Source organism: Rhizobium sp. BK251 (assembly GCF_004345245.1).
GTDB lineage: Bacteria > Pseudomonadota > Alphaproteobacteria > Rhizobiales > Rhizobiaceae > Rhizobium.
On record NZ_SLUQ01000008.1, the window covers coordinates 384066 to 407152 of the forward strand.

At 62.0% G+C, this 23087-nt stretch carries 20 protein-coding genes and 1 other RNA gene; 11 read left to right on the forward strand and 10 right to left on the reverse strand.

All coding sequences use genetic code 11. The annotated features are described in order from the left end of the window. Positions 1-203 precede the first annotated feature (203 nt). From EV286_RS22355 to EV286_RS22365, 3 genes are all read right to left on the reverse strand, one after another. Positions 204-1406: a phosphoglycerate kinase gene (locus EV286_RS22355; protein ID WP_132959362.1), complete on the reverse strand. Its 1203-nt coding sequence runs from the start codon at positions 1404-1406 to the stop codon at positions 204-206. 71 nt (positions 1407-1477) lie between these two features. Beyond that, complete coding sequence (locus EV286_RS22360; protein ID WP_132959363.1) at positions 1478-3352, reverse strand: potassium/proton antiporter; 1875 nt, start codon at positions 3350-3352, stop codon at positions 1478-1480. Between the two features lie 289 nt (positions 3353-3641). Next, positions 3642-4196: a flavin reductase family protein gene (locus EV286_RS22365; RefSeq protein ID WP_132959364.1), complete on the reverse strand. Its 555-nt coding sequence runs from the start codon at positions 4194-4196 to the stop codon at positions 3642-3644. 254 nt (positions 4197-4450) lie between these two features. On the opposite strand from EV286_RS22365, the gene EV286_RS22370 reads away from it, so the two are divergent. Then, the gene (locus tag EV286_RS22370; protein WP_165932912.1) at positions 4451-5524 is read left to right on the forward strand and encodes a MerR family transcriptional regulator; all 1074 of its coding nucleotides are present in this window, start codon (positions 4451-4453) and stop codon (positions 5522-5524) included. 138 nt (positions 5525-5662) lie between these two features. On the opposite strand, the gene gap is transcribed toward EV286_RS22370, so the two are convergent. Both gap and tkt read right to left on the reverse strand, forming a co-directional pair. Beyond that, on the reverse strand, positions 5663-6673 hold the full coding sequence (gene gap, locus EV286_RS22375; RefSeq protein ID WP_132959365.1) for a type I glyceraldehyde-3-phosphate dehydrogenase: 1011 nt from the start codon (positions 6671-6673) through the stop codon (positions 5663-5665). A 65-nt stretch (positions 6674-6738) separates the two neighbouring features. Further along, positions 6739-8712 (reverse strand): transketolase, encoded by a 1974-nt coding sequence (tkt, locus tag EV286_RS22380; RefSeq protein WP_132959366.1) that lies wholly within the window; start codon positions 8710-8712, stop codon positions 6739-6741. Positions 8713-9044: 332 nt separating this feature from the next. Here tkt and EV286_RS22385 point away from each other — a divergent pair, with 332 nt between their 5' ends. From EV286_RS22385 to ssrS, 3 genes are all read left to right on the forward strand, one after another. Continuing rightward, positions 9045-9320, forward strand: a complete 276-nt coding sequence (locus tag EV286_RS22385; RefSeq protein WP_132959367.1) for a DUF4164 domain-containing protein — start codon at positions 9045-9047, stop codon at positions 9318-9320. Positions 9321-9341: 21 nt separating this feature from the next. Beyond that, positions 9342-9713, forward strand: coding sequence for a cell division protein ZapA (locus EV286_RS22390; protein WP_132959368.1), 372 nt, complete (start codon positions 9342-9344; stop codon positions 9711-9713). Positions 9714-9797: 84 nt separating this feature from the next. Next, positions 9798-9956: non-coding RNA, 6S RNA (ssrS, locus tag EV286_RS22395), on the forward strand. 34 nt (positions 9957-9990) lie between these two features. On the opposite strand, the gene EV286_RS22400 is transcribed toward ssrS, so the two are convergent. Further along, on the reverse strand, positions 9991-10665 hold the full coding sequence (locus EV286_RS22400) for an HAD family hydrolase (RefSeq protein WP_348633580.1): 675 nt from the start codon (positions 10663-10665) through the stop codon (positions 9991-9993). A 336-nt stretch (positions 10666-11001) separates the two neighbouring features. Further along, the gene (locus tag EV286_RS22405) at positions 11002-11226 is read right to left on the reverse strand and encodes a hypothetical protein (protein ID WP_132959369.1); all 225 of its coding nucleotides are present in this window, start codon (positions 11224-11226) and stop codon (positions 11002-11004) included. A gap of 222 nt (positions 11227-11448) precedes the next feature. Between EV286_RS22405 and EV286_RS22410 the strand changes: the two genes are divergently transcribed. Continuing rightward, positions 11449-12009, forward strand: a complete 561-nt coding sequence (locus tag EV286_RS22410; protein ID WP_245500790.1) for a TetR/AcrR family transcriptional regulator — start codon at positions 11449-11451, stop codon at positions 12007-12009. Positions 12010-12053: 44 nt separating this feature from the next. Here EV286_RS22410 and EV286_RS22415 read toward each other — a convergent pair whose 3' ends face one another. After that, entirely contained in the window at positions 12054-13289 is a 1236-nt protein-coding gene (locus EV286_RS22415; RefSeq protein ID WP_132959371.1) for a cyclopropane-fatty-acyl-phospholipid synthase family protein, read from the reverse strand. 247 nt (positions 13290-13536) lie between these two features. Here EV286_RS22415 and mprF point away from each other — a divergent pair, with 247 nt between their 5' ends. Then, positions 13537-16146 carry a bifunctional lysylphosphatidylglycerol flippase/synthetase MprF gene (gene mprF / locus EV286_RS22420; RefSeq protein WP_132959372.1) on the forward strand — a complete coding sequence of 870 codons (2610 nt, stop codon included), beginning with the start codon at positions 13537-13539 and terminating at the stop codon, positions 16144-16146. Further along, on the forward strand, positions 16143-17525 hold the full coding sequence (locus EV286_RS22425) for an AcvB/VirJ family lysyl-phosphatidylglycerol hydrolase (RefSeq protein ID WP_132959373.1): 1383 nt from the start codon (positions 16143-16145) through the stop codon (positions 17523-17525). The genes mprF and EV286_RS22425 overlap by 4 nt, the downstream gene beginning before the upstream one ends. A 55-nt stretch (positions 17526-17580) precedes the next feature. Here EV286_RS22425 and EV286_RS22430 read toward each other — a convergent pair whose 3' ends face one another. Beyond that, positions 17581-19020, reverse strand: coding sequence for an FAD-binding oxidoreductase (locus EV286_RS22430; protein ID WP_132959374.1), 1440 nt, complete (start codon positions 19018-19020; stop codon positions 17581-17583). A 177-nt stretch (positions 19021-19197) separates the two neighbouring features. On the opposite strand from EV286_RS22430, the gene EV286_RS22435 reads away from it, so the two are divergent. The 3 genes from EV286_RS22435 (at position 19198) to EV286_RS22445 (ending at position 21581) form a co-directional block, all read left to right on the forward strand. Further along, positions 19198-19785 carry a 5-formyltetrahydrofolate cyclo-ligase gene (locus tag EV286_RS22435; RefSeq protein WP_132959480.1) on the forward strand — a complete coding sequence of 196 codons (588 nt, stop codon included), beginning with the start codon at positions 19198-19200 and terminating at the stop codon, positions 19783-19785. A 3-nt stretch (positions 19786-19788) separates the two neighbouring features. Further along, positions 19789-20613 (forward strand): YmdB family metallophosphoesterase, encoded by an 825-nt coding sequence (locus tag EV286_RS22440; protein ID WP_132959375.1) that lies wholly within the window; start codon positions 19789-19791, stop codon positions 20611-20613. Between the two features lie 131 nt (positions 20614-20744). Next, entirely contained in the window at positions 20745-21581 is an 837-nt protein-coding gene (locus tag EV286_RS22445) for an MBL fold metallo-hydrolase (protein ID WP_132959376.1), read from the forward strand. A 57-nt stretch (positions 21582-21638) separates the two neighbouring features. Here the strand turns inward: EV286_RS22445 and EV286_RS22450 are convergent, their stop codons facing one another. Next, a complete protein-coding gene (locus EV286_RS22450; protein ID WP_132959377.1) occupies positions 21639-22142 on the reverse strand; it encodes a pyridoxamine 5'-phosphate oxidase family protein in 504 nt (167 codons plus the stop codon). A gap of 174 nt (positions 22143-22316) precedes the next feature. Here EV286_RS22450 and EV286_RS22455 point away from each other — a divergent pair, with 174 nt between their 5' ends. Beyond that, complete coding sequence (locus EV286_RS22455) at positions 22317-23063, forward strand: YebC/PmpR family DNA-binding transcriptional regulator (RefSeq protein WP_132959378.1); 747 nt, start codon at positions 22317-22319, stop codon at positions 23061-23063. Positions 23064-23087 lie beyond the last annotated feature (24 nt).

Genomic DNA, 23087 nt, shown 5'->3' on the forward strand with positions numbered 1-23087 from the left:
GACAACACGGTTCACCGCAACAAACTTACAGATCGCCGATAACAGAAGTTTATAGAGACGGAAATGGTACGCTAAGTCATTGAAACGATTGAAATGATTTCAATCGTTTGAAACTTGTTGCTTGTATCTTAGCACCACGCAAAAGACCGCGGAAGTGTCAATTCCCGCGGCCTCCGGCAAAGTGTCTGGGATGTGCAAGCGCGCTATTTGTGCTTACCGAGGATTGCAACGCCGGGCAGTTCCTTGCCTTCCATCCATTCCAGGAAGGCGCCGCCGGCCGTCGATACATAGGTGAATTCGTCGGCGACGCCTGCATGATTCAGCGCCGCAACGGTGTCGCCGCCGCCGGCCACCGATATCAGCTTGCCTGCCTTGGTGCGTTCGGCGGCGTATCTTGCCGCAGCCACGGTGGCGGTATCGAAGGGCGCGATCTCGAAGGCGCCGAGCGGACCGTTCCAGACCAGGGTCTCCGCGCGGGATATCCAGGCCTTGACCGCCTCGACGGACTTCGGGCCGACGTCGAGCACCATGCCGTCGGCCGGAATTGCGTTGATGTCCACGATCTCGTTTGCCGCGCCCGCCTTGAATTCGCGCGCCACGACGCCGTCCTCGGGGAGGATGATTGCGCAGCCTGCCGTCGCCGCCTCGATCATGATCTGGTTGGCAGTGTCGGCGAGGTCGTGCTCGCAAAGCGACTTGCCGACATTCGTTCCGCGCGCGGCGAGGAACGTGTTGGCCATGCCGCCGCCGATCACCAGCGCGTCGACCTTCTTCACAAGGTTCATGAGCAGGTCGATCTTGGACGAGACCTTCGCGCCGCCGACGATCGCGACGACCGGCCGGGCGGGATTGCCGAGGCCTCTTTCCAGTGCCTCGAGTTCGGCCTGCATGGTGCGACCGGCATAGGCCGGCAGCAGCTGCGCGAGACCCTCGGTCGAGGTGTGCGCGCGGTGGGCGGCTGAGAAGGCATCGTTCACGTAGAGATCGCCGTTTGCGGCGAGCGCCTTGGTGAATTCCGAACCGTTCTTCTCTTCGCCCTTGTGGAAGCGGGTGTTCTCGAGGAGGAGGATATCGCCGTCATTCATCTTCGTGACAGCGGCAGCGGCGGGCGCGCCTATGCAATCGGAAGCAAAGAGCACCGCGTGGTCCAGGATCTCCTCGACGGCGGGCACGATCAATGCGAGCGAGAGGTCCGGCGAGGGGCCGTCCTTGGGGCGGCCGAAATGGGCCAGAAGGATGACCTTCGCGCCCTTGCGGGAAAGCTCGAGAATGGTTGGCGCGACGCGCTCGATGCGTGTTGCGTCGCTGACCTTGCCGTCCTTGACAGGGACATTGAGGTCGACACGTACGAGCACGCGCTTGCCCTTGATGTCGGGGAGGGTGTCGAGGGTCTTGAAAGCGGGCATTGTAGCATCCGATGTTGTTATGGCCGAAGATCGCGCCGACCATACTACGGATGATGCAAGACGCAAGGCGCTCAGCGGCCGTTTCCCCGAGCCTCTTCCTCTTGCCCCATCGGGGCGGCTGCCACACTTGCGCTCGTGTCATTTCCATGACGCCGATGCCTGCGGAACAAGCTGTGGCAGCGATCGATCATATCCCTGAGATTGATGAAGATCGGGAAATTCGTAGCCGGTTCGACGGCCTCCAGCGACATGCCGACGGCGCTGATGTGATCGTTCTCGTCGAGGTCGCGGACGATCAGGATGATCGAGCCGAGACGCACGCGATCGGCATAATCGGCCTTGCCGCCGAGACGCTGCTTGATCAGCTCGGCGATGGTGAGGCTCTTCTCGTGTTCGGCCAGCAGGCCGGGGCCGTAGGCCGCATCGAGATCGGCAGCGGGACGGGTGGGCGACAGCGAGAAGGCGCCGAAGAATTCCGCATCCTCTGGATCCACGGCCGCGCGACTGGCAAAGAGCCGGTCGAGCAGGCGTGAATAGGTCGGCGTGATGAAGAGGTAGACGAGGTCGTTTTCCTTGAGGCGGCCAGCATACTGGTAGCGCATCGACTTCCCGTCACGGATGATGAGCGAGGGTGTCGCCCAGCGTGGGATGCGCTCGCCGCGCAGAACGGGGCTGTCCCTTACGACACGGTATGACAGAAGCTCGTGGTTCACTGCACCGGGCAGGTCCACCTCCACCTTGTCGACGGCGCCCATGCGGGGCGGGATGATGAGGCCGAGCCTGCGCGCCAAGGGCTTGATCGTCCAGCCCTGGAGAAGCAGCGACACCAGCACGACGATGAAGGCCGTGTTGAAATAGAGCTGGCCGTTCTCCAGGCCGCCAAGGATCGGCATGATCGCCAGCAGGATGGAGACTGCGCCGCGCAAACCCACCCAGGCGACGAAGGAGGTCTCGCGCTGCGTATAGTCGAAGGGCAGCAGCGAAAGCCAGACGGCGAGCGGCCGTGCAACGAAAGTCAGGAACAGCGCCAGAAGGACGGCCGGAACGATGATCGCCGGAAATTGCGATGGCGTCGCGAGCAGGCCGAGTACCAGGAACATGATGATCTGGGCGAGCCAGGTCATGCCATCCTGGAAGCGCTTGATCGTGGCGGAGGCATGCATCTTCCTGTTGCCGGCATAGATTCCGGCGACATAGACGGCGAGGAAGCCGCTGCCGCCCACCGCGCCGGTAAAGGAGAACACGAGCATGGCGAGTGCCAGCACGAAGATCGGAGTCAGGCCGCGATCAGTATCCAGCTTGCTGACGATCAGAACGATCATCATGCCGCCGAGCAGGCCGAGCGTCACGCCGAGCCCCATCTGCTTGACGAACATCGCAAGCATGGTGAGGTCGATGCCGCTGTAGTGTTCGCCACTCGCCAGGACCTCCACCAGCGCGATGGTGAGGAAGATCGCCATCGGGTCGTTGGTCCCTGATTCCACCTCCAGCGTCGAGCGCACCTTGTCGCGGATGTTTATGCCGCCGATGCGCAGGAGGAAGAAGACGGCGGCCGCATCCGTCGACGCGACGATGGAACCCAGCAGCATGCCTTCCAGCCAGGTGAAATGAAGCAGCCACATCGCCGCGAAGGCAAAGAGCCCTGCCGTCAGCAAGACGCCGACGGAAGCGAGCGTGAGCGAGGGCAGCGCCGCCAGGCGGAAGGACTGCATCGGCGTGCCGTAGCCGGAATCGAAGAGAATGACGGCAAGCGCCAGCGAGCCAAGGATATAGGCGAGGTAGTTATTGCTGAATTCGATGCCGAGGCCGTCGACGCCGGCGGCGAGCCCAATCATCAGGAACAGGAGCAGGAGAGGGGCGCCGAAACGGAAGGCCAGCACGCTGGAAAAGGCCGCAAGGAGCACAAGCGCCGTCGAAACCAGTACGACGATATAGAACGCTTCCATTGCCCTTCCCTTTCGATCCAGCCTTCCGGCCCTGTCACAAGCTCTCCTCGCGCGGTGATCCACCAGTAAACGGCAAAACAGGACGGAAGGGTAGGCCCGGCGGCTTAACCTCGGCTGCGATGCTGCATTATGCTGCGGGACCACCGCCGGACGGTGAGCCGGCAGGGAAATGCTACGGAAGGAAACTCCGTAAAGAATGTATCGGCGAATGGGGCGACAACGGGGCGGACGAAGAAAGATTGCTCTTTATCGAACAGGCCGGGTCATCGATCGGAATGGCGGCGTGGACCTAGGACACCTTGGTGAAGAGTTCGCGGCGGTCGACGATGGCCCCGGCGGTCATGAAGGCGCCGTCGCCGAGGTAGTGAAGGGTCTCGGGATGGGCCGGTGTGGGGGCTACATGCGCCTTCACGATCTCGAAGATGAAGTAGTTGTATTTGTCGACGAGGATGTCGTCATGGAGCCGGCATTCGAAATTCGCGTGGCATTCGGCGATCAGGGGCGCCTGGACTTCCGTGGCCTCCTCGGCCGTCAGGTGAAACTCGGCGAATTTGTCGATCTCGCTGCCTGTGCAATTACCGATGCGGGCGACGGTATCGGTCAAGGCCGTCGTCGGCAGATTGATGACGCATTCGCGGCTGTTCCTGATCATGTGGTAGCTGTGGTTGCCGCTGGAAATCAGGCAGCCGAACAGCGATGGCGAAAACTCCATGATGTTGTGCCAGCCCATCGTCATGATGTTGGTCCGGTCACGCCACTTCGAAGAGACGAGCACGACGGGACCGGGCTCCAGGTAGCGCCTGGCCTTGTAGACGGGGAAATCCTGCTTGCGCGGCTTCTTCATTCCGGCATCTCCTCTTGATCAGGATTTAGCTAGGCTCGGCGGAGAATAGGGGAAGCAGGCGAGACCGCGGCGTCGCGTCGCAAAGAGGGGCGCGGTTTCGTGCCAAAGCGGGCGCCTTGTCGCGTGCCAAAGACACGGAGCCGGTCGAGACGCGTCGCGATCGTAATGGTCGTGACGGGCCAAAAATTCGCTTGAGCCGGACCCTGCGTAATACCGTAAATAGATTCGCGTACAGGTTTTCGATGGATGGCCGAATGCAGGACGAGGTTCTTCTCACCGCACAGGAATGCGCCGGGCGAATTGGCCTCAGCGTTCGTGCGCTGCGACTCTATGAACAATACGGGCTGATTTCGCCCCGTCGCACGTCCAAGCAATGGCGGGTCTATGGCAGCAATGAAATTGCCCGGCTCAACGAGATATCAGCTCTCAAAACCCTGGGCTTCAGCCTGCGGGATATCTCGAAGCTGCTGCGGGGCCATTCAACGGACGTGGTTCAAATGCTTGCACTACAGAAGGACGCTTTGACAGACACCAGAAGTCGCGCCGAACGAGGGCTTCGCGTCATCGAATCTTTGCTGTCGAAAATCAGAACCGGAGCCGCCGCATCCATTGAGGATCTTCTAAAGCTGGCAAAGGAGACGAATTTGGCCGACCTATCGAAGGATACAGCGGCATGGCGTCGCTATGAGCAAATGCGGCCACGGGCCGAGGTCGCCATGGATGCCGCCCTCTATGAAAACTATGTGGGAGCGTATGAGTTCGCTGACGGAACCCTTGCTGTCGTGTCTCAGGGGGATGGCCAGCTTCTTTATCGGATAGTCGGCCAGTCCGACCTTGAAATTTTTCCCGAGACCGACAGCGAATTCTTCATGAAGGTATTGCCTGTGCAGATAAAGTTCGTACGCGATCCGGATGGCAAGGCACACAGTCTCATGCACCATCAGAATGGATCGGAGGATCGCGCTGTCAGAACTGACCTGGAGTATGTCCGCAGTGTCGAGGACGAGGTTCAGCGGCGCATTAGGGAGAAGAAGCCACGATCAGAGGGCGATCGCGTCCTGAGGCGTATGATTGAGGAACACGCTCGTGGTGAGCCAAATCTCGATGAGATGTCGCATCCCCTGGCAATCCTGGTTGAAGAGGACAAGCCTTTCGTCAAAAGCACGCTCGAAAAGGCAGGCGCGCTGAAGGCCCTTACGTTCAAAGGCGTCTCATGTGACGGCCTCGATGTCTATGACGCCGAGTTCGAGCATATGAAGATGGAATGGGGCTTCGCGCTCACCCATCGGGGAAAGATAAGCCACCTATATTTGCGGACGACGCTCTAGACGAAAGTTCGCGCCACTCGCCCAATCCGGAGGGTTCCCTTGTTCGGGTAGACGGCGACATTTTACTCCAAGGCATTGCGCAAAGGAAAAGCGGCCCGGTTTCCCGGGCCGCCTGGATATCCACCAATGTCGCGAAGCTTAGATGAGCTTGGCGAAGGCAACGGCCGTGTCGGACATGCGGCTGGAGAAGCCCCATTCGTTGTCGTACCAGGAAAGGACGCGCACGAAGTTGCCTTCCATGACCTTCGTCTGATCCGTTGCGAAGATCGAGGAGTGGCTGTCGTGGTTGAAGTCGCGGGAAACGAGCGGCTCGTCGGTATAGCCGAGAATGCCCTTGAGCTTGCCGTTGGCGGCAGCCTTGATCGCCTCGTTGATTTCGCCGACGCTCGTTGCCTTCTTGGCGACGAACTTGAAGTCGACGACCGAGACGTTCGGGGTCGGAACGCGGATCGACGTGCCGTCCAGCTTGCCCTTCAGATGCGGCATGACGAGGCCGACTGCCTTGGCGGCGCCGGTCGACGTCGGGATCATGGACAGGGCTGCGGCGCGGGCGCGGTACAGGTCCTTGTGCATGGTGTCGAGTGTCGGCTGGTCGCCGGTGTAGGAGTGGATTGTGGTCATGAAGCCGTGATCGATGCCGACGGCGTCATCGAGAACCTTCACGACCGGCACGAGGCAGTTCGTCGTGCAGGAAGCGTTGGAGATGACGAGGTGGTCCTTGGTCAGCTGGTCGTGGTTGACGCCGAAAACGACGGTCAGGTCGGCGCCGTCGGCAGGAGCCGAGACGATGACGCGCTTGGCGCCGGCCGTCAGGTGGGCTGCGGCCTTGTCGCGTGCGGTGAAGATGCCGGTGCATTCCATCGCGATGTCGACGCCGAGGTCGCGGTGCGGAAGCGTTGCCGGATCCTTGATCGCGGTCACCTTGATCGGCTTGCCGCCGCCGACAGTGATCGTATCGCCTTCGACCTTGACCTCTGCCGGGAAGCGGCCGTGGATCGAGTCATAGCGCAGCAGATGTGCGTTGGTCTCGACCGGGCCGAGGTCGTTGATGGCCACGACTTCGATGTCCTTGCGGCCGGATTCGACGATGGCGCGAAGGACGTTGCGGCCGATGCGGCCGAAACCGTTGATGGCAACCTTTACTGTCATGTGCATTCACTCCCTAGAGGTGGGGCTTGTAATTATGGGGTGGCGAGCGCCCGGAGGCGCTCCCGTCAAAGCTTGGCTTCCGCCGCAGCAACGACGGCGTCAGCGGTGATGCCGAAGTGCTTGTAGAGATCCTGGTACTTGCCGGAGGCGCCGAAGCCCTTCATGCCGATGAAGGTGCCTTCCGGCCCGATGAAGGCATCCCAGCCCTCACGAACGGCGGCTTCCACGGCGATCTTGACCGGCGAGTTGCCGAGCACCGACTTCTGGTAAGCCTCCGGCTGCTCGAAGAAGAGCTCGGTCGAGGGCACGGAGACGACGCGGGTGGAAATGCCCTTGCCTTCGAGCGTCGCGCGGGCGGCGACTGCGATCTCGACTTCCGAACCCGAGGCGAAGATCGTCACCTTGGCATTGTCGGAGCCCTGGAGCGTATAGGCGCCCTGAGCGGAGAGGTTCTTCTCGCTGTATTCCGTGCGCACCGCCGAGAGGTTCTGGCGGGTCAGCGCCAGGCCGGAGGGACGGTTGGGCGTCTTGATGGCGATCTGCCAGCATTCAGCCGTTTCGGTCGCATCCGCCGGGCGGAAGATCATCAGGTTCGGAACGGCTCGCAGAGCAGCGAGCTGCTCGACCGGCTGGTGCGTCGGCCCGTCTTCGCCGAGACCGATCGAGTCATGCGTCAGCACGTGGATGACGCGGATGCCCATCAGCGAGGCAAGGCGGATCGGCGGACGGCAATAGTCCGAGAAGATCAGGAAGCCGCCGCCATAGGGGATCAGGCCGCCGTGCAGCGAAATGCCGTTCATGGCAGCTGCCATGCCGTGCTCGCGGATGCCGTAGTGCATGTAGCGCCCGGAGAAGTCGGTCGGCGTGATCGACTTCATCTGGCTGGTCTTGGTGTTGTTCGACGGCGTCAGGTCTGCCGATCCGCCAAGCGTCTCGGGCAGGAAGCCGTTGATGACCTCCAGCGCGTCTTCCGACGCCTTGCGGGTCGCGACCGTCGGCTTGGTCTCTGCGAGCTTCTTCTTGTACTCGCTGATTGCCGCGTCGAAGCCTTGCGGCAGTTCACCGGCGAAGCGGCGGCTGAATTCCGCCTTCTTGTCGGAGGAGGCGAGGCGGCCTTCCCAGTCCTTTTCGGTCTGCAGGGAGCGCTTGCCGGCTTCGCGCCAGGGATCGAGAATGTCGGAAGGGATGACGAAGGGCTCGTATTCCCAGTTCAGGTTCTTGCGCGTGGCGGCAACCTCTTCAGCGCCGAGCGCGTTGCCGTGCACCTTGTGGGTGCCCTGCTTGTTCGGTGCGCCAAAGCCGATGATCGTCTTGCAGGCGATCATCGTCGGGCGGTCGGATTTCTGGGCAGCCTCGATGGCGGCCGAGATCTGGTCCGGCTCATGACCGTCGATCTCGATCGTGTTCCAGTGAACGGCCTTGAAGCGGGCGACCTGGTCGGTCGAATCCGCCAGCGAAACGGCGCCGTCGATGGTGATCGAGTTGTTGTCCCAGAAAAGAATGAGCTTGTTGAGCTTCAGATGGCCCGCAAGCGCGATCGCCTCCTGGCTGATACCTTCCATGAGGCAGCCGTCGCCGCAGATCACATAGGTATGGTGATCGACCAGATCTGAGCCGAACTCCTCGCGCAGCTTGCGCTCGGCGATCGCCATGCCGACGGAGTTGCCGATGCCCTGGCCGAGCGGACCGGTGGTCGTCTCGATGCCCGTGGCGTGGCCGTATTCCGGGTGGCCGGCGGTCTTGGAACCCAGCTGGCGGAACTGCTTCAGGTCCTCGATGGACATGTCCTCGTAGCCCGTCAGATAGAGCAGCGAGTAGAGCAGCATCGAGCCGTGGCCGGCAGACAGCACGAAGCGGTCGCGGTTCGGCCAATGGGGCTTCTTGGGGTCGAAGTTCAGATACTTGGTGAAAAGGACCGTTGCGACGTCTGCCATCCCCATCGGGAGACCGGGATGGCCGGAATTGGCCTTTTCAACCGCATCCATGGCAAGAAAACGGATCGCATTCGCCATCCGATCATGTTTTTCGCGAGAGGTCATGGCTGTTCCGATGGTTCCGTGTGTCGGGGAATGGCCCCGAGGTTCCAGGGCCATCGACTAAAGCGGGTGAGACATAGCAGTTGGGGCGAGCAAGTCAATAAATCCGGCGGCAGTTCCGGGCCTCCGGGAAGCCTTTTTTTGACATTTGTCTGTGTGGCTTTACAAAAGACGAATGGGGGTGGATCGTAAGGAAAGGTGCGTCATCCACAGCTTAGGCCGGGTCTTTCAACTCCGTCTTTGTTGACGTGCTCTCGCGTAGCTGCATATCGTTTCAAATCAAACAGGTGGCCGGACGTGACGATTCGCAGTCTTGCGCGGAGAACCGGAAACACATGATGCCTACAGGCAAAACGATGGATGTCGTCCTCAACGAGTTGCGCCAAGCTGTCGCGGCGCTGGAAAACGCGCTCGACGTACGCTTCGAGCGTGAGCGGGAGCAGGGTGAGGTCGACGGCGAGGTTCGCCGGATACACGAGGATCGCTCGCGTCTGGCGCAGGAGCTGGACCAGGCCGAGTTCAGGGCCAATCGTCTCGAGGAAGTCAACCGCGAGGTCTCCCGCCGGCTGGTGACGGCGATGGAGACGATCCGGGCAGTACTCGACCGATAGGCCGCAGGCGGGGGTGGAAGAATGTCCCAGGTAACGGTGATGATCGACGGCAAGGCCTATCGGATGGCCTGTGAGGAGGGGCAGGAAAACCACCTGACCAACCTCGCGACCCGCTTCGACCAGTATGTCAGCCATCTCAAGGCGCAGTTCGGCGAGATCGGTGACCTGCGTCTTACCGTCATGTCCGGGATCATGGTCATGGACGAACTGTCCGAGGTGCAGCGGCGAATGGCTTCGCTGGAAGGCGAGTTGGAGACCCTGAAGAAGAACCGCGACGCGGCGGTTGCCGTCAATGCCCGTACCGAGGAGACGCTTGCGGCAGCACTTGTCGAAGTGACGGCGCGCATTTACGGCATCACCGAGAAGCTTGGCGCCAAGCCCGGCACGCACTGAGACCGCTTCCGCTCACCAATTTATTAGAAGATCGGCGCTCGCCGCCTCTGGCGTGGCGTCGGGAATAGCCCTATATCTCCTCCTTGCGGTCTGCGCCTCTCGACAGGAACCACAATCCCTGGGGCCATACTCGATCCAAAGGGAGCTGTCCCTGACCAGGCCCGTGGGCCTGGACACACGGTGCCCACCTACGTTTGTAGGCACCCAGGATCGTAAATCTCCATCGGTTGCCGTGGATCGCACTTTCCCTCTTCTCTGAGGACCCCGCAGCGCTCTGTTATTCTCTCGTTCTGGCGAGCGAGAGGGACCCCTGGCCGACAAGCGCCTTTATCTCTTCATATGCCGTGATCGTCGCGTGGGCCGTGTCGACCGCATGCGTATGGGTAGCGGTAACGACCATCACGTCCGCGCCGGCCGCCTCGCCGGCCAGGATGCCCGCGGGGACATCCTCGAAGACGAGGCAATCGGCCGCGCTGAAGCCCAGCTTTCTTGCGCCGAGCAGATAGCCCTGCGGGTCGGGCTTGCCGGCGGTCACGTCTTCCGCCGTCACCATGATGCGGGGCTGCGGAATGCCGGCTGCGGCAATGCGGCGCTTGGCGAGCTCGATCGGGGAGGAGGTCACGATCGCCCACCGGTCGGCGGGCAGGGACAGGAGAAACTCGACTGCACCGGCAATCGGGACCACGCCTTCCACGTCATCGATCTCGCCCTGCAGGATACCGGCAGCCTCACGCGCCGGATCGACGCCGGGCAGGCCGAGCTGCGAGATGGTGTCGATGCCGCGCTTGCCATGCATGGTCGGCAGGAAGGTGACGGGGTCGAGCCCGTGGCGGAGGGCCCATGCACCCCAGACGCGCTCGGCGGCGGCGATGGAGTTCAGCACGGTGCCGTCCATGTCGAAGAGGAATGCGGAGTAGGTCCTGGCGAAGGGCTTGGGCAGTGATGAGTGCAACTTGCTGCTTCCTTTCGGGCGAGCGGTGGGCGGTCTGCCGCACCGACTTCGGCGGCTCGGGCCTCCTCACTATCGGCTGCCAAGGGAAGAAGCAAACGCACGGCGGCAAAAAAGATCGGGCGCCAAGGGCGCCGATCTGACTGATGAGAAGGCTCTCAACTCGATTGATTGCTTAGAAAGCGGCAAAATACCCACCGCCGTCATTCCGGCTCAAGGCCGGAATGACGGCGTATCAAGGTGTGTCGAACCACAGGAGGTTTGTCAGCAGCAAAACGGGCGCCGTTTGGCGCCCGTCAACGATCACGAGGTTTCCTTGCCCGTCTCGGCTTGCCCTCATCAGGATTGAAAGCAGATCCGGTTTTCCGGGGCGATCATCTTGGCAAGGAGGCCGCGTTTGGCGGGCTCGACCCGGGAGGCCCTGGACTGTTCCAGCTTGTTTGCTGCCGCAGAGAGGAGGCCTTTGAATTCATTGGGCGTGAAGCCGTCCGCACGCGCTACCGAAAGGATCAGCGGGTCGGACAGAACCTCGGACATGGTCATATCGACGTATTTTCTTTGCACGACGGTCTCCTTTCTCGGCAGTGTATCGGGGCTCACGGCCGGTGTTTTCTTCCCGTGTCCGTACTATGGACGCGAAACTTGACAAGCTGATGACGTGGTGTTACCGGTAAGTAACGTCTGAATAGTTACCGACCGGTCACACCTATGTCAAGAACCTCTGCCGATAAAATTTCCGTTTCCCGCGCAGTCCCCCGCGGGGGCGAGGTGGGAGACGAGGTGCGAATGCGGCCGAGGGACAGGATCGTGTCGACAGCTTCGGAGCTTTTCCGCCAGCACGGTATTCGCGGCGTGGGCGTGGATGCGATCGCCGTGGCGGCCGATACCAACAAGATGACGCTCTACCGTCATTTCGGATCGAAGGACGATCTCGTCTGCGAGACTCTGCGCTATGTCTCGGACAAGGTCGCGGAAATGTGGGACGATCTCGAAAGGCTTTATCCGGGTGATCCGGCCCGTCAGTTGCGAGGCTGGGTCGAGGGGCGGGCGAAATGCATCGACAACGAACCCTCCGGCTGCGACATTGCCAATGCGGCGGTCGAACTCAAGGAGCACGACCATCCGGCCCACGGCGTCATCGAGGGCTTCAAGATCTCCCAGCGTGACCACCTTGCAAAGCTCTGTCGCGAGGCCGGCATTGCCCAGCCCGACCTGCTTGCCGACACGCTTTCACTTCTGCTCGAAGGCGCACGCGTCAGCCGTCAGGCCATCGGCTCGGAAGGACCTTCCACCCAGTTCGCCCGTGCCTGTGAAGCGGCCCTCACCGCCTTCGGCGTCAAGGCCTGACGTCGCCTTCCCCTCCGGCAATGCCGGTGTGTTTATCCCGACTTCTACAGATTGAGCGTCTGCTCGCGAGCGATATAGGCCCGCTGGCGATCGGTGATGTAATCGCGCACGATGGGTGCTGCGTCGCGCTTGCGGGAAAGCTGCATGTGGAAGACGAGCTGGCTCCCGGTGCGGAACATCATCTCGGCGCTGATGAGATAGAATTCCCACATCCGCGCGAAGCGCTCGTCGTACATGGCGATCACCTTGTCGCGGTTCTTCTCGAAGCGCTCGCCCCAATGGGCAAGCGTGGTCGCGTAGTGAACGCGCAGGAACTCCAGGTCCATCACCCACAGGCTGTTCTGTTCGACCACCGAAAAGACTTCGGACAGCGCCGGCGAATAAGCGCCGGGGAAGATGTACTTCCGCAGCCAGGCACTCGCCATGCCGGGCGGGCTCATATGGCCGATCGAATGCAGCACCGCGATCCCGTCGTCGGGCATCAGCGCATTCAGCTTCTTGAAGAACTCGTCGTAGTGATGCACGCCGACATGCTCGAACATGCCGACGGAAACGATTCGGTCAAAGCTGCCCTCGACATCGCGATAGTCCTTCAGCTCGAAGCGGACGCGATTGGAAAGGCCCGCTTCCTCGGCCCGTTTCGTCGCGAGTGCCTGCTGCTCCTTCGACAAGGTGACGCCCACGACCTCGACTTTCTCGAGCCCGGCGAGATAAAGCGCGAGATCGCCCCAGCCGCAGCCGATATCCAGTATCCGCATGGAAGGCTCCAGGCACAGCTTGGCCGCCAGAAGCCTCAGCTTGTTGCGCTGTGCCTGCTCCAGCGTGTCGCCCGCATCACGAAAATAGGCGCAGGAATAGAGCATGTTGTCGTCGAGAAAGAGTTTGTAGAAGTCGTTGCCGAGGTCATAGTGATGGGCGACGTTCTGCTGGGCCTGGCCCTTGCGATTGGATTGCTGGCTCTTGCGGAAACGCATCTTCACGGCGCGCAGTATTTTCTGGATAGGGTAGGAGCCAAGCGAAAGCCGGTTGATCGAGAAGAGCGTCAGGAAGTCGCGCAGCGTCGAACCTTCCTCGAAGCGCATCGTTCCATCCATATAGGCCTCGCCAGCGGCGAGCTCCGCATTGAAGACCAGGGTCCGGTAGAGTCTCTTGTCCGTCAGCCGCATCGTGACCTGTGGACCGGGCTCGCCGGAAAATACATGCCGCTTCCCGTCGGCGTCGATTACGATCAGGCTGCCCTTGCGGATAAAGGATTTCATCATGTGGGAGAGCGGAAACATGAATACCTCTCGTAGCGGCTGAGGTCCGAGGCCGGACGACGCGGCGCGATCCTATCATCGACGTTGCAAAATGCTCGGCTAAATTCGCGATGCGCGAGCGCTGCTAAAAATGCCCAAATTGGGAATGATGCAGGCTTCGTCGGGCCGCTGATCAACATAAATGCATATGATTTCACAATATTGAGTTGTCCAGTTTATCGCAGAGTGCCGCCCGTGAGTGGTCAGTCACAGTTGCAACAGGTAAAAGATGTCGGTTCCCACAAACGTGGAAGAGAGTGTCGAAGAACTCGCGGAGGATTCCTCTGTGCGCGGGCTGTTTGACCGCTACAAGACCCAGCTGTTCGCCCTTGTCAGTCTTGTGGTCTTCTGCCTGGTTGCGCTGGCGATATTCCATATGACGACGGAGGTACGCTACGACGACGTGGTGGCGGCGCTCGCCAGCACGCGGCTGTCAGCCATATTGCTCGCACTGGTCTTCACGGGCCTGAGCTTCGCCGCGCTGATTTTCTACGATCTCAATGCCCTTGAGTTCATCGGCAAGAAGCTGCCGTTCCCGCATGTGGCGCTCACGGCCTTCAGTGCCTATGCGGTCGGCAATACGGCGGGCTTCGGGGCGCTGAGCGGCGGCGCGATTCGCTACAGGGCCTATTCGCGCCTCGGGCTCTCGCCAGAGGACATCACCCGCGTCATCGCCTTCGTCACCCTTGCCTTTGGCCTCGGGCTTGCCGTCGTCGCGTCCATTGCGCTCGTCATCATTGCCGACGAGATCGGCCCGCTCGTCGGCGTCAGCGCGCTCCTGCTGCGCATCGTCGCGATCGCGATCCTTGCGGGGCTGGCGATCGTTATGGTCCTCGGTCGTGACGGTCGCAGCATCGCGATCGGGCCGGTGGCGCTGCGTATGCCGGATTCCAAGACCTGGTCGCGCCAGTTCCTGGTGACGGCCTTCGACATCGCCGCGTCGGCCTCGGTGCTATACGTGCTCCTGCCGCAGACGTCGATCGGCTGGCCGGCCTTTCTCGCGGTCTATGCCATCGCGGTCGGTCTCGGCGTGCTCAGTCATGTCCCGGCCGGCCTCGGCGTATTCGAGACGGTGATAATCGCCTCGCTCGGCAACGCGGTGAACATCGATGCGGTCCTCGGCTCGCTGGTCCTCTACCGCGTCATCTATCACGTGCTGCCGCTGCTTCTCGCGGTCCTCATTGTGTCGGGAGCGGAACTCCGCCGCTTCGTGGACCATCCGGCCGCCTCCAGCGTGCGGCGGATCGGCGCGAGGCTGACACCGCAGCTCCTGTCCACGCTTGCGCTCCTTCTCGGCGTGATGCTGATCTTTTCGAGCGTCACCCCCACGCCGGACGAGAACCTGCAGTTCCTTGCCGACTATCTGCCGCTGCCGATCGTCGAGGGCGCCCATTTTCTTGCAAGCCTTTCCGGCCTCGTTCTCGTCGTCGCCGCGCGCGGCCTTGGCCAGAGGCTCGACGGCGCCTGGTGGGTAGCGGTCGTATCGACGATCGCCGCACTTGCACTCTCGCTGCTCAAGGCCGTTGCCCTCGTCGAGGCCGCCTTCCTCGCATTCCTCGTCTTCGGCCTGCTCGTCAGTCGTCGCCTCTTCAAGCGTCCGGCCTCGCTTCTCAACCAGCAACTGACCACGTCTTGGCTGATGGCGATCGCGGTGATCTGCGTCGGCGCCGTGGTCATCCTGCTGTTCGTCTATCGTGACGTCGAGTACAGCAGCGAGCTGTGGTGGCAGTTCGAATTCGCTGCCGAGGCGCCTCGCGGCCTGCGCGCCATTCTTGGCATTGCCATCCTGTCCTCGGCCATTGCCGCCTTCAGTCTGCTGCGTCCTGCGTCGATCACGCCGGCACCGCTCACGGACGAGTCCCTGGATCGCGCTGTCGCGATCGCCGAGAAGCAGGGTGTGGCCGACGCAAATCTCGTGCGGATGGGCGACAAGCGCGTCATGTTCTCGGAGGATGGCGAGGCCTACATCATGTACGGCAAGCAGGGCCGCTCCTGGATCGCGCTCTTCGACCCGGTCGGCGCCCGCCATTCGGTGCCCGAGCTCGTCTGGCGCTTCGTGGAAGCCGCACGCGCTGCCGGCTGCCGGGCGGTCTTCTACCAGATTTCGCCGGCGCTGCTTTCCCATTGCGCCGATGCGGGGCTCAGGGCCTTCAGGCTCGGCGAACTCGCGATCGTTGACCTCAAGCATTTCGAACTCAAGGGCGGCAAGTGGGCCAATCTGCGCCAGACGGCGAGCCGGGCCCAGCGCGACGGGCTGGAGTTCTCGGTGATCGAGCCCGCCGACGTGCCGCGGTTCATGGATGACCTCGCCACCGTTTCCAACGCATGGCTGGCCGATCACAATGCCAAGGAGAAGGGTTTTTCCCTCGGGGCCTTCGATCCGGACTATATCGCCTCGCAGCCGGTCGCGGTGCTGCGCAAGGATGGGGAGATCGTCGCCTTCGCCAACATCCTCATCACCGAGACGAAGGAGGAGGGGTCGGTCGACCTCATGCGCTTCTCGCCGAATGCGCCTAAGGGCTCGATGGACTTCCTGTTCGTCCAGATCATGGAATATCTGCGGGCCGCCGGCTTTGCACAGTTCAACCTCGGTATGGCGCCACTCTCGGGCATGTCAAAGCGTGAATCCGCTCCGGTGTGGGACCAGATCGGTGGTACGGTCTTCGAGCACGGCGAGCGCTTCTACAATTTCAAGGGCCTCAGGGCCTTCAAGTCAAAGTTCCACCCCCATTGGCAGCCGCGCTATCTTGCGGTGTCAGGAGGCGGAAATCCGATGATCGCGTTGATGGATGCGACGCTGCTCATCGGGGGAGGATTGAGAGGAGTGGTCAGGAAATGATCAGAAATATTGCCTTGGCGTCAGCGTGTCTGCTGGGCCTGTCCGGGTTCTTCGTCACCGCTGCGGGGCAGGATGCCCCGAAGTTCGATACGGGCCTGATCCCGTCTCCGCACATCCTGCTGCCTGAGGGCGATGTCAAGGCTGCGGTATTTCTCATTTCCGACGCTGCCGGCTGGGGCGCGCAGGACGATGAAGAGGCAAAGCATCTCGTTTCCGAGGGCTCCGTCGTTGTGGGGATCGATCTCCCATCCTATCTGACAGCCCTCAGGAACTATGACGTCAGCCAGAATGACGGCTGCATCTATCTCGTCTCCGACATCGAATCGCTGAGCCAGCAGGTGCAGCGCGCTGCAGGCAACAGCGCCTACCACCTGCCGATCATCGCCGGCATCGGCGAGGGCGGTGCGCTGGCACTCGCCATCGCGGCCCAGACGCCAGACGCCACGATCGGGCAGACGCTCGCCGTCAATCCCGCCGTGGGGATTCCGCTCACCAAGCAGCTCTGCACGCCCGCCGCCAAGCAGGCTGTCGGCGATCGCATGGTCTACGGCCTGACGGATGGCGCCTTGCCGGACCCGATCGTCGTGGTCTTCACCTCGGATGCTGCCAAGGATGCCCGCGACCATGTCGAGGCCCTGAACAAGGCCCATCCGGACATCGATATCCGCGATTCCAGCGACGATGCGCAGACCACGCTTTCCGACACGCTCGACGACATGATCTCGGCGTCCGCAAGTTCGGACAATCCGCTAGGCCTGCCTCTTTCCATCCTGGAAGCGACGCCTGCCTTCGACACCATGGCCGTGGTCTATTCGGGTGACGGCGGCTGGCGCGACATCGACAAGGAGGTAGGTGCAGCCCTGCAGGCCCAGGGAATCCCGGTCATCGGGGTGGATTCGCTCCACTATTTCTGGTCGGAGCGCAAGCCGCAGGAGACAGCTGACGACCTCACGAAGATCATCGATTTCTACCGCAAGCAATGGAAGGTTCGACACGTGCTTCTCATCGGTTACTCCTTCGGCGCCGATGTCCTGCCCGCCACCTACAACCTGCTGAAGCCGAACGCCCGCGACGCGGTCATGCAAATATCGCTGCTTTCGCTTTCCCATGAGGTCGACTACGAGATTTCGGTCGCCGGCTGGCTGGGCGCAAAGACATCCGGCGAAGGCGGCGATCCGGTGAAGGATCTCAAGACCATCGATCCGAAGCTCGTCCAGTGCATCTATGGCAAGGACGACGACGAGGAGAGCGCCTGCCCGGCGCTGCAGGGGACCGGTGCCGATGTCATCGCGCTCGACGGCGACCACCACTTCGACGAGAACTACGAAGGGCTCACGAAGCAGATCGTCGACGGATTGAAGGCACGGCTGAAGAGCTGAGGACAAATGTCCGGGCGCCTGGTCGAACCGACGCCCGGAGCTCTCGCCGGGAAGGCTATGCCGCGCGCACTTCTGCGAGCGGCTTCACGTTCTGGTTCATCCGGAAGAGGTTCTTCGGGTCATAGCGCAGCTTGACCTCCGTGAGCCGCTTGTAGTTGGCGCCATAGGCGCTTTCGACGCGGTCTGTTTCGTCCTCCGGCATGAAGTTGATGTAGGCCGTACCGATCGCGTGCGGCTTCGTCTTTTCGAAGAGATCACGCGCCCAGCCTATGCAGGTGCTGTCCATCGAGGCCTCGCGCCAGCGGGCGTGCACGTTCATGACGAAATGCGAACTGCGTTGCGGAAATGCAGTCGCCTCGGTCGGCACCCGGCCGGCCGCGCCGCCGACATGGCCGATGAAGACCTCGCATTCCGGACCAGGAAGCTTGCGGATCGAATCGGTGAGCACGCCGATCGCCGCATCCGTCAGTGCCGAAAAGTCCTGGCTCTTCCAGTAGTTGCGCGCACCGGGCGTCAGCAGCGGATCGAATGCCTGCTGCCAGGCAGCAAAAGGCGCCGGGGCGACGACATCGGCGATGGGCCTTCCTATGCCGCGCAATGCAGCTGTCGCCTTCTCGCCGGCCGCGAGATCACCGCAATAGCACATGGCCAGCACCAGGATTTCGCGGCCGTGCCATTCGGCCGGAAGGAAGGGCAGGGGCGGCGCCTGTCGCATGACCACCCAGCAGGTCAGTTCGTCGGGCGCATTTTCGAGCGCCTGCCGATATTCCTTGAGCACCTTTTCGGCATCCGCGAAGGGATGCACGACGAGGCCGGCGAGAACGTCGTGATTGAGCTCGTGGAGGCGGAATTCGAAGGAGGTGACGACACCGAAATTGCCGCCGCCGCCGCGCAGCGCCCAGAAGAGATCGGGCCTTTCCGTCTCGCTTGCGCGCACCAGCTCACCATCGGCGGTGACGACATCAACTGATATCAGGTTGTCGATCGTCAGCCCGAACTTGCGCGTGGTCCAGCCGAAGCCGCCACCGAGCGTGAGGCCTGCGATCCCCGTCGTCGAATTGATGCCCGTGGGCAGTACCAGCCCGAATGCCTGCGTCTCCTTGTCGACGTCGGCGAGTGTCGCGCCGGGTTCCACCCGCGCCCTGCGGGTATGGTGGTCGACCCTGACTGACTTCATCGCTGAAAGGTCGATGGTGACGCCGCCGTTGCAGATAGCGTTGCCGGCGATCCCGTGTCCGCCGCCGCGCACTGAAACGAGCAGGCTGTTGTCTCTTGCGAAGCGCACTGCGGCGATGACGTCGGCCGCGCCCGCGCAGCGCACGATAAGGCCGGGACGCCGATCAATCATGCCGTTCCAGATGGCGCGCGTTTCGTCGTATCCGGCGTCGCTGCCGGTCAGAAGACTGCCACGCAAGCCCGCGGCCAGCGCCTCGATCGCCGAGCCTGCTATAGCAGCCTGCCCCTGCTGCAAGGTCGTGAGGTTCAGATTGTCCATGATCGCTCTCCTCCCCGGCAGGGTCCTGTCCCGCCGCCGCGGCATTTTGCTCCTGTCGTTATTCATTAACAAGCGATCACTAATGGATGGCGATGCGGCATTTCCGTGCGGTGGCTTGCGCTGGCGAGGACGGGACCCTTATGTTCACACGATTGTGGAATGAACTCGAAAGCCGCCATGACGCCGAAGGAACTGAAAGCCCAATACCGCAATGAGCGTCTCGCGCTACGCGACGCCCTTTCGCCGGAAGAGCGGATCGAGAAGAGCATGGCGATGGCCGACCATGCAGGTGAGACCGTTGCATTCGAGCCGGGCACGATCGTCTCGGGCTTCCTGCCGATCCGGTCGGAAGCCGACATAAGGCCCCTGATGGCGCGGCTGCGCGCTCGCGGCGCACGCCTTTGCGTCCCGGCGATCCTCGATAAGGAGAGGATCGTCTTCCGCGAGCTGGTGCCGGGCGTGCCGCTGGTGAACACCGGTTTCGGCACTGCCGGGCCGGGTCCGGATGCGGCCGTGCTCGATCCCGAACTCATGCTGGTTCCGCTTTCCGCCTTCGACGCGAGGGGCCACCGCATCGGCTACGGCGCCGGCCACTACGACCGCGCGATCGACCGCTTGCGCCAAAAAGGGCTGCATCCGCGGCTGATTGGCATTGCCTTCGACTGCCAGGAAGTGGCACATGTGCCCGCTGAGCCGCACGATGTCAGCGTCGATGCCGTCCTCACGGAAAGCGGCCTGCGTTACTTTGCCTCGTGGATTGGATAGTGAATGCGTCTGCTTTTTCTGGGTGACATGGTCGGCAAGACAGGACGGACGGCGGTCTGGGACCGGCTCCCGGGCTTGGTTTCTGACCTGAAGCTCGATTTCGTCATCGTCAACGGCGAGAATGCCGCCGGCGGTTTTGGCATCACCGAGGATATCTTCCTCGAGACGATCAACGCCGGTGCCGATGTCGTCACCACCGGCAATCATGTCTGGGACCAGAAGGACGCCGTTGCATTCGCTGGCCGCCACGACCAGTTCCTGCGACCGGCAAACTATCCGGCGGGAACGCCCGGACGTGGCTCCGGGCTCTACTATGCGCGAAACGGTGCACGCATCCTGGTCGCGAACATCATGGGGCGCGTCTTCATGCATCCCGAACTTGATGATCCGTTCAAGTCGGCGGAGGCCATTCTCGACGCCTGCCCGCTGAAGACCGAGGCCGACGCCATCGTCTTCGATTTCCATGCGGAAGCCACCAGCGAGAAGCAGTGCTTCGGTCATTTCGTGGATGGCAGGGCAAGCTTCGTCGTCGGTACGCATACCCATGTGCCGACGGCCGATTGCCAGATCCTGAACGGCGGCACGGCCTACATGTCGGATGCCGGCATGTGCGGCGACTACGACAGCTCGCTCGGCATGGACAAGGAGGAGCCGCTCAACCGGTTCATTTCCAAGGTACCCAAGGGACGCATGGAGGCTTCCACAGGACCGGCGACGATCTGCGGCGTCGGCGTCGAGATATCCGATGCGACCGGTCTTGCCGAAAAGGTCGCTCCGCTGCGGCTCGGTCCGCGCCTTTCGGAAACCATTCCGGAGTTCTGGCGCTGACAGCCATTGCCTGCCTTGTAGGCAGTGTCAGGCAATGACGGAAATGTGAGCGGATGGCGAAAGTTTCGCCCTAGACCTGCTGGGGACCGTGCCGCATCCTCGCGCAAACGTGAAGCGCCGGGAGGGGTGGCATGACGCCGCGATATCTTTTCCTCGCCATCTCATGCCTTGTGGTCTCACCCGGCCTGTCATGGGCGCAGGAAGTACGTCCGCCCGTCAGCCAGTGCCAGCTGGTCGCAGAGAACATCCCGCACGCGACATATGCAAGCTTCTCGGGTCCCGCTCCCCTGCTGGCCGCCACCTCCGAGGAGGAGGACGTCACGATCACCTATCTCGGTCATTCGACCTTCAACATCGTCACACCGCTGGGCGTTTCCATTGCGACGGACTACAACGGCTGGTACAGGCCGGCGACGACGCCCGACGTCGTGACGATGAACAAGGCGCATCAGACCCATTTCACGCTGACGCCGGACCCGGGGATCAAGCATGTGCTCCACGGGTGGAGCGATGTTCCCGGCGAAAAGGCCGACATCGATCTCGTCATCGGCGATACCTACATTCGCAACGTGACCACCGATATCCGCTTCAGCTACGGCATCGGCGGTTCGAGCGAGGACGGCAATTCCATCTTCATCTTCGAGGTGGCGGGGCTCTGCATCGGCCATCTCGGCCACCTGCACTACGAGCTGACCGACAGCCACTATGCCGAGATCGGTCGCCTCGACATCGTGATGGTGCCGGTGGATGGCGGACTTACGATGGGTGCCGACAGCATGAGCAGGGTCATCAAGCGCCTGCGCTCGGCCCTCATCCTGCCGATGCATCGCCCGGGGCCGCCGGTGCGCGCGTTCGTCGGCATGTTTGGAAGCGATTTCGACGTCGGCTACGCGCCGACCGACAGCATTACCGTGTCAATGCGGAGCCTGCCGAAGAAACCGCTGATCTATGTTCTGAAGGGCCTCTGAGGCCGTTCGGACCAGATGCCCGGGCGGCCCTCTCCCTACGCCCGGGCATTCTCGCCGTCAGGCGAAGTGCAGGTGGCGCTTGAGCCCGACATCGGGCGTCTTGTCGTCCTCGAGGTTCGCCTTGGCGATCTCCCAGCCGAACTTGAGGGTACTGCCGGTCGAAATCCAGATTTCCGCGTCGTCCACATGCATTGCGAGCATGGTGAGCTGCGGGTCCTTCTTCCCGTTCTCGTACCAGGCCGCCACGACCGAATTCCAGAACTCATCGATCCTGGTCGGGTCCGGGCGCACCTCGATCATCCCCGCAAGGCAGGCGTGATAGTCGTGGTGCTTGCCGATGAGGCAGAAATGCGCGCGCGTGCCGGGCTTTACGGAACGTACGATATCGGCCTCAGTCTTGGCATAGAACCAGATCGTGTTCGTCGCCGGGTCGGCATGTGGCGCCATCGGCTGCATGTGCATGTCGACGCCGTCGATGCCGAGCATGCCGGCGTGAACGTCGTTGACCTGGTCCCACAACTGACGCGCCGGCTGTTCCCGGGCCTCGCTGAAGCTTGCCATGGCGGTTCCTTTCCCTTTTGCAGATGTCCGGTCGAAACGCCATGGAAACGGCTTTGTTCCGCGCCGCGGCATACCCCGTAGCGACGGCCTGGCAATTGCTTGCCCCTTGAATGGCGGCCGTTTCGCTCTTATAAGGCGGCCCAATCCGAACAATGAGACGTGAACAGGGGTGCCATGGCTGGCCATTCACAGTTTAAAAACATCATGCACCGCAAGGGAAAACAGGATTCCGTGCGGTCGAAGATGTTCTCCAAGCTCGCGCGCGAAATCACCGTTGCCGCCAAGGCGGGCCTGCCGGATCCTTCCATGAATGCGCGCCTGCGCCTCGCGATCCAGAACGCCAAGGCACAGTCGATGCCGAAGGACAACATCGACCGCGCCATCAAGAAGGCCGCCGGCAACGATGGCGAGAACTACGACGAAGTCCGCTACGAGGGCTACGGCCCGGGCGGCACGGCGATCATCGTCGAGGCCCTGACCGACAACCGCAACCGCACCGCTTCCAACGTCCGCTCAATCTTCACGAAGGCTGGCGGCGCGCTCGGCGAAACCGGTTCGGTGTCCTTCTCCTTCGACCATGTCGGCGAGATCACCTACAAGCTTTCCGCCGGCGATGCCGACAAGGTGATGGAAGCGGCGATCGAAGCCGGTGCCGACGATGTCGAGACCGACGAGGAAGGTCACTACATCACAACCGCCTTCGAAAGCCTGGGCGAAGTCGCCAAGGCGCTCGAGGAGTTGCTCGGCGAAGCCGAAACCGTCAAGGCCGTCTGGCGCGCCCAGAACAACGTGCCGGTCGACGAGGAAAAGGCACAGTCGCTGCTGAAGCTCATCGACAGCCTGGAAGACGACGACGACGTCCAGAACGTCTATTCGAACTTCGAGGTTTCCGACGAGGTTCTCGCCAAGCTTTCGGCCTGATACCGTTCCCATTTAATCGAAAGG